General features: G+C 46.5%; 1 protein-coding gene. It reads left to right on the top strand.

Going from position 1 to position 917, the window contains the following annotated elements; all coding sequences use genetic code 11:
* The coding region (gene istA, locus ABCW45_RS17720; RefSeq protein ID WP_343221294.1) for an IS21 family transposase at positions 1-917 on the top strand (917 nt) is incomplete at both ends.

Genomic DNA, 917 nt, shown 5'->3' with positions numbered 1-917 from the left:
CTCCTTTGGACAGAATACCTCGAAGAATGCAGTCAGAATGGTGATGATGCTTTGATGTATTCCCAGTTCTGTTATTACATTCAGCAGAACGAGCAAAAAAGCCGTGCTACCATGCACATCCCGCGGAAAGCAGGCCAGCAGATCGAGGTTGACTGGGCTGGTGATCCGGCAAAGATTATTGATCCGGATACCGGTGAAATTACCGAAGCATGGATCTTTGTTGGTGTTATGACCTACAGCCAGTATGCTTTTGTCGAAGCGTTCATCAATGAACAACAAAAGTCATGGATTACCGCTCATGTCCATATGTACGAGTTCTTTGGCGGCGTTACGCCGATTCTGGTATCAGACAATGCTCCTACAGCAACGAACCGTAAACAGAGTGACAAATATGAGTCTGTCCTGATTAAGTCCTATGAGGAACTGGCACAGCATTACAACACTGCTATCATTCCGGCCCGGGTACGTGCCCCGAAGGATAAGCCAAGTGTAGAAGGAAATGTTGGCCATGTCTCTACATGGATCACAGCTGCGCTTCGTAATGAACAGTTTTTCTCTCTGGAAGAATTGAACCAGGAAATCAGGAAAAAGCTCAAAAAGTACAACGCGGCTTCTTTTCAAAAGAAAGAAGGCAGCCGACAGAAGCTGTTTCTCGAAGATGAGAAGCCATTGCTCATGCCCCTGCCTGCCACCCGCTTTGAATTAGCTGAACATCGTACCGCCACAGTACAGTTCAACTATCACATCGCCGTAGACAAAATGTACTACTCGGTGCCTTATCAGTATATCAAAGATAAGGTCGATGTGCGAGTGACAGATACCACCATTGAAATTTTTAAGGATTTCAGGAGAATTGCTTCCCACAAACGCCTGTACGGGCGTCCTGGGCAGTATTCCACAGTACTCGAACATATGCC

The sequence above is a fragment of the Pilosibacter fragilis genome (genome assembly GCF_032490495.1).
GTDB lineage: Bacteria > Bacillota > Clostridia > Lachnospirales > Lachnospiraceae > Pilosibacter > Pilosibacter fragilis.
Note: the sequence above shows the minus strand (reverse complement) of the source record. Positions and strands in the feature narration are given on the sequence as shown.